A 6,000-nucleotide genomic window follows, 5' to 3' on the forward strand; every position below is an offset into this window, starting at 1 on the left:
AAACAATATATATAAACCCGCCCTCACCCCACAAATAACCTACATCAACCTTGACTTCGATCGAATGCGAAAAATGTTCATTGCGATTTACCGTTGGGCGGGGGCGGGTTTATTTAAATCATCAATTATTGGCTGATATTGCGGGTGAAACCCGCCCCTACAATTCTGCAAACAATGTGCATTGCTATTGTTTGTTGGGTGGGGCGGGTTTATTTAAATTATTAATTATTGGCTAATATTGTTGGTGAAACCCGCCCCGACAATTATGGGATTTACCGTTGGGCGGGGGCGGGTTTATTTAAATCATCAATTATTGGCTGATATTGGTGGTGAAACCCGCCCCTACAAGCCTGAATTTAACAGATTTAATGTCACCGCATAAACGAACCGACAACACCGTTCAAATCTTCAGCCAAAGGATTTCCCAAAGCCTTAAACTTCCACTCGCCGCCTTCTCGATAAACTTCTCCCATCAACATATTTAATTTTCCTTCATAAGATGGGTCATTTGACAAGCGATAGCGAGCTATTTCTTTCCCGGCGGCATCTACAGCTCTCACGAAAGCATTTTCTACCAGCCCAAAATGCTGTTTTCTCTCTTTCCCATCGTAAATATTAACGCCCAAAATTATTTTGTGATATTGTGCTGGCAAAGAACTCAATTTCACCAATATTTGTTCGTCGTCTCCCTCTCCCTCGCCCGTGAGATTGTCCCCTGAGTGAACAACAGTTTGGTCTTTTGACTCCAAATGAGAGTAATAAATTACATCTTCTTTGTAGTTCTTGATTTTGCCATTTTCTCCCAGCAGCAGAGCGTAGGAATCTAAGTCAAAATTGGCACCGCTGCTTCGGCCGAAAAGACCTTTTTTAGCTTGTGCAACATCCCAGCCCAAAGCCATTGTCAGTCTGGACAAGTCGTATTCGCTTTTGCTGAGAACGATCGATTGTCCTTTTGTCAAGTTGATAGCCATAGTTTTGTGATTTTGTAATGTTTCTGGTGAAGTTGAATGATTGCCCTAAGCTAGCATTTTTTTTTGCTGCAAAAGCTGTTTCTAGGGTAAGAGATTTTTGATTCGTGCTGATTTTACCCAATTTGGATATTCGGCGGTCAACAAATCGTATAATTCCTCATCGGCAATATGTTCCGGGTCTTCTAAACTGAAGAAATCGGCGTTGTCTAGGTAGCGATCGCCCATTTCGTCAAGCTGCTCTAAAAAGCTAAAATCGCTCGCTGCGGCTCTTGCTAACCACCCGCGAACTCCCTTACTTTTGACATCTTTCTGCGACTTGCCGATCGCCATAAACTGCCAAAATATCGGCTCGCGGGACGACCATTGTAGCTGCTGCTTGCTTTCCGATTCGTCTGCCGTTTCTCCATCCGTGACAAACATCACGTAGACAGGTCGATCGGCTTTAATAGGTGCGTACCGCCTGCTACCGCGACCGTCAGGAAAATAGAAGTTTCTAATTTCCTTCATCACTTTACCGTAGTAAGTACCTCCTTCTAAAGGATACTGTTGCAGTATGTGGTGAATGAAGTTTGAGAAATTGTCGATCGACATTTCACCGGGATTGTGGGGGTTGACTCCAAACAGAAATATGTCGATCGATCCGTTGTCATCAAACCGACATCCCAAAGCCAAAATCTTCTCTGCCAAACGCTGAATTTTTCCTGAACTGTATAGGGAAGACATGGAAGCCGAAATATCGAGGCAAAGCGCTACTTGAGCATCGTGATTTGTGAGATTTGCCTTTTTTAGCGAGATATCGGCTTTCTTGGCGAGATTGAAAATGTGCGGCGCTTTCTCCTCAAGCTTTTTGTCTAATGCTATAGCTTTCTGACTTTTGTGGCTATCTTCAATAACTGGTAATTTAGGCAGTTCTACTGTACGTTTTGCTGGTTTTTCTTGCGGTTGAATCTCTGAATGATATTTCTCAACAAAACTCTGCAACCCGGCTTTATATCCTTGTCCTACGGCCTGAAATCTCCAAGCTGCATCTTTTTTATACAACCGTCCGAACTCGACTGCTGTTTCTTCAGAAAAACCTTCTGTTAAATCATAGCGCGCTAGTTCGCTGTCGGTTGCGCGATCGTACAATCGGATAAAAGCATTTCTGATTTGGCTGAAATTTTGATGTTTAGCTTGTGCGTCGTGAATTGTGACCACAAAGACCATTTCCTCAACCGCAGCCGTTACTTTTCCTAAGTCTACATAAATTGTCTCGTCATCTCCTTGAGTTTGACCGGTTTGATTATCTCCCGAATGGGCGATCGCTCCGTCCGGCGACTGCGAGTTATTGTAAAATACAAAGTATCTTTCATCGGGGATTTTGCCATCAGAACCTAATGCAAAAACCGAGGCATCGATATCGCAGCTTTGCTGGTTTGAGTCTGAGAAATTTAGTTCACTTGCTATTTCCCACCCCAGGGCGATCGCAACTTTTGTTAAACTTGGAGTTGTTTTAGAAAGATTGAATCTTTCGCCCTTCTTTAATTGAATTCCCATCTGGTTTATCACCTCATGAGTCTGATTGATTAAAATCGAGGGAAACATTCCTGCTTCCGAATTTCCCCTCGATTTATTTAGATAGGAGCGATCCTCTTCGAGGGCTTCGCTAACGACCTTTTATCAGGCATACTTGTCTACAAAGCTTTGCAAGCCGGAATTGTAACCTTGTCCTACAGCTTGGAACCTCCACTCGCCGTCTTTCTTGTAAAGTCTGCCAAACTCTACCGCTGTCTCCCTAGAAAAATCCTCGTCCAAATCGTACTTCGTTACCTCTGTGTTCGTAGTAGTGTCGTAAATCCTGATAAAAGCATTTCGCACTTGACCGAAGTTTTGCCTTCTCGATTCTGCTTCGTGGATAGTTACCACAAACACAATTTCTTGCACCGCCGGATCGACTTTGGTTAAATCGACTGTAACGGTTTCATCATCGCCAAATCCTTCTCCGGTTCTGCTATCTCCCAGATGTATTACAGAAGTGTCCGGCGATTGGTTGTTGTTGTAGAAAACAAAGTATTTTTCGCTGGGGATTTTGCCAGTAGCCCCCAACATAAACACGGAAGCATCTAAGTCAAACGCTGCGCCGGTGTCTGTAGCGTTGAGATCCCATCCCAAACCAATTCCGGCATTTTTCAACCCCGGTGCTTCTTTAGAGAGATTGATTCTCCCGCCTTTTTCCAAATTGATAGACATTTGCTCTCCTGTTCGCAACATCTTTGATATTATTGTTAACAGTTATATCACAAATTTTAAATGTCAAGTATAAGATGTCTTCCCTTTAAACGATTGATTTAGGAGCGATCGCGCTCAGGCACATAGCGCTGTTATTTCACTCATTCATTTTGCAAATTTGCCAAAATCCGATCGACCGTTTCTTGAACCGTTAGATGGGTTGAATCCAGCCAATAACCGAGACGAGGAGTTTCGGTGCGGAGGATGCGATCGAATGCATAAACCATTGTTTCGTTGGCATATCCGGTCTTGGATCTTGCTGCATCTCGTGCCGCTACAACCTCTGCCTGGGGACACAGAACGATCGCTGACAACGGTACATCATGAAACGCGGCGACCACCTCACTGAGTGCCGAACCAATGATGATGTCTTGATAGACAACCGTAAAGCCAGCCTGGAGATATTGTCGCGCTGCCATTGCTGCCAGGTGATAGCGCAGTTGAAGTTGCTGATATGCCTCTGCTGACAAATTTAACGCCATTTCCGCCTGCCCATTCACAATCATGCGACGAAAGATATCTCCGCGCAGGTGAACACTTTTGGGCAACCGTTCGGCAAGTGATTGGGCAGCAGTTGATTTGCCAGCAGCCATGTTCCCCGTAATCATAATAATTTGTGGCTGATGATTTGCAGCTTGTTGATTGCTGTTCATACTGTTTGTAATAGATTCAATGACTTAGCGCTACAAAAAACGAGTGAGTAATAACGAGTAAATCTCAAATCGGCTCACAAATTTGTGTTCAAGGGAGTAAATTAACAAATTGCTTTTGGTACTCATCCTCTGCCATCAGTTCTCTGGTGCTTTCTACCCTGTCTAAAAACACGATTCCATCTAAATGGTCGTGTTCGTGTTGAAAAATCCGGGCCACAAAGTCTGTCAATTCTTGTCGGTGGAGTTGGCCGTCTCTACTGGTGTATTCTATCTCGATCGCCCTACTTCTGGGCACCAAGCCCCGAATCCCCGGAATGCTCAAACAGCCTTCCCAGTCTTTGACTGTCTCTGTTGATGCAGCCACAATCCGGGGATTAATCATCGCTGTGGGTTCCATGTGGGGTGCTTGGGGATACCGCAAATTGGGGCGAGATGCGACGATGAACAGGCGATCGGACTGAGCCGCTTGAGGGGCGGCAATCCCTACTCCGTGCGCGTGTTGTACGGTAGAGATTAAGCCGTCAATCAACTGTTGAACGCGATCGTCCTTAATATTCTCGACAACTTGCGATCGGCGGCGCAATACGGGATTTCCTAATTGTGAGATTTGCAAGATTTCTGCCATATTAATTAGTCATTGGTAATTGGTAATTGGTAATTGGTAACAACTGTCAACTGTCAACTGTCAACTGTCAACTGTCAACAGATTATCCAACTTTTTGAACCGGCAAACTTCCCGTTTTAACAGTCAAATTAACTATTTGCCCGTTGCGGTTGATTTCCATTTGCAACAGACCGCCAACCTTAGCATTTTGCACGAAATCCTGAACAGCTTCCGACTGAATAATCGGCTGATTGTTAATTTTTTGAATCACATCTCCCGCGCGCAAACCGGCTGCTGCTGCGGGAGAATTAGGAACAACGCTAACAATAGCCACACCCCGATCGACTGCAACTCGCAGACTGCTGTTAGCATTGCTGTTAATTTGCTGCTTAACCTCTGGATTCAGCGTCGCCATTTCAATTCCCAAATAAGCGTGTTCGACTTTCCCCGTCGAAATCAGTTCCTTCGCCACCTGTTGCGCCGCCTGAATGGGAATCGCAAACCCCAATCCTTGAGCACCTTGAATAATCGCCGTATTCATGCCAATAACTTGGCCCGAAGCATTCAGCAGCGGGCCGCCGGAATTCCCCGGATTAATTGCAGCGTCTGTTTGAATAAAACCGATGCGCTTGTCGGGTACGCCCACATCAGAGCTCGATCGCCCCGTAGCGCTAATAATCCCCGCAGTTACGGAATTGTCCAAACCCAAAGGATTGCCGATCGCGATCGCCCATTCCCCAGACAACAGCTTATCCGAATTGCCGATCGGCACAACAGGCAGAGCGTTCGCGTCAATCTTCACCACAGCCACATCCGTCACCTTATCAGCCCCCAACACCCGGCCCTGAAAGCTGCGGCCGTCCTTGAGAGTTACATTTACCGTATCGGCTCCCTCTACAACGTGAGCGTTAGTGAGAATTACGCCGTCGGGCCCGATGACAAAACCCGAACCAGTACCCCGTTCGATCCCGCCCCGGCCGCCCGAATTCGGTTCTATGCCAAAAAAATCTTCCGGCGACAGCCCTCTATTTTCCGGTTTCACCCGGCGCGAAGCATCGATCCGAACCACTGCCGGGCCAACTTTTGCCACCGCAGCCACAATAAAATTCACATTAGCCGCGTCGCCCGACAAGGAAGCAGGCGGCAAGACTTTGCTAACTCGATCCTTTGTATTTGTATTAGGAGGTAGTTGCAATTTCGGTTCCAGCGCCCTTTGTCCCGAATCGCCGGAATTTGCACGAAATTGAGAAACCGTCAGACGATCGCCCAACATGGCGGCCCCGGCTCCCGTTACCAGCAGCAATATGTAAATTGCCGGTTGCTTCCAAAATTTGCCAGTAGAACTCTTCATGGCCACGTTTTTAGGCTTTCCTGCCAAATCTAAATATTTGCCGAGCAGCTCCCCGATACCTGGTTTGGGCTGCCGAGCCGCAAAAATTTTGGCGATGGCGTCCCGCCCCGCAAGCTACGGCAGACTCCCTTAAACTTTAGCATCTGACGACTA

General features: G+C 46.3%; 6 protein-coding genes. All 6 read right to left on the reverse strand.

All coding sequences use genetic code 11. The annotated features are described in order from the left end of the window. Positions 1–371 precede the first annotated feature (371 nt). A complete protein-coding gene (locus tag OSC7112_RS30985) occupies positions 372–971 on the reverse strand; it encodes a TerD family protein (RefSeq protein ID WP_015179619.1) in 600 nt (199 codons plus the stop codon). Positions 972–1,052: 81 nt separating this feature from the next. Next, positions 1,053–2,507, reverse strand: coding sequence for a TerD family protein (locus tag OSC7112_RS30990; RefSeq protein ID WP_223300724.1), 1,455 nt, complete (start codon positions 2,505–2,507; stop codon positions 1,053–1,055). 123 nt (positions 2,508–2,630) lie between these two features. After that, a complete protein-coding gene (locus OSC7112_RS30995; protein WP_015179621.1) occupies positions 2,631–3,200 on the reverse strand; it encodes a TerD family protein in 570 nt (189 codons plus the stop codon). A gap of 140 nt (positions 3,201–3,340) precedes the next feature. Further along, on the reverse strand, positions 3,341–3,892 hold the full coding sequence (locus tag OSC7112_RS31000) for an AAA family ATPase (RefSeq protein ID WP_015179622.1): 552 nt from the start codon (positions 3,890–3,892) through the stop codon (positions 3,341–3,343). Positions 3,893–3,980: 88 nt separating this feature from the next. After that, on the reverse strand, positions 3,981–4,517 hold the full coding sequence (gene def, locus OSC7112_RS31005) for a peptide deformylase (RefSeq protein ID WP_015179623.1): 537 nt from the start codon (positions 4,515–4,517) through the stop codon (positions 3,981–3,983). 82 nt (positions 4,518–4,599) lie between these two features. Next, positions 4,600–5,847 (reverse strand): HhoA/HhoB/HtrA family serine endopeptidase, encoded by a 1,248-nt coding sequence (locus OSC7112_RS31010; RefSeq protein ID WP_015179624.1) that lies wholly within the window; start codon positions 5,845–5,847, stop codon positions 4,600–4,602. Positions 5,848–6,000 lie beyond the last annotated feature (153 nt).

Origin of the sequence: Oscillatoria nigro-viridis PCC 7112 (genome assembly GCF_000317475.1) — a bacterium.
GTDB classification, from domain to species: domain Bacteria; phylum Cyanobacteriota; class Cyanobacteriia; order Cyanobacteriales; family Microcoleaceae; genus Microcoleus; species Microcoleus nigroviridis.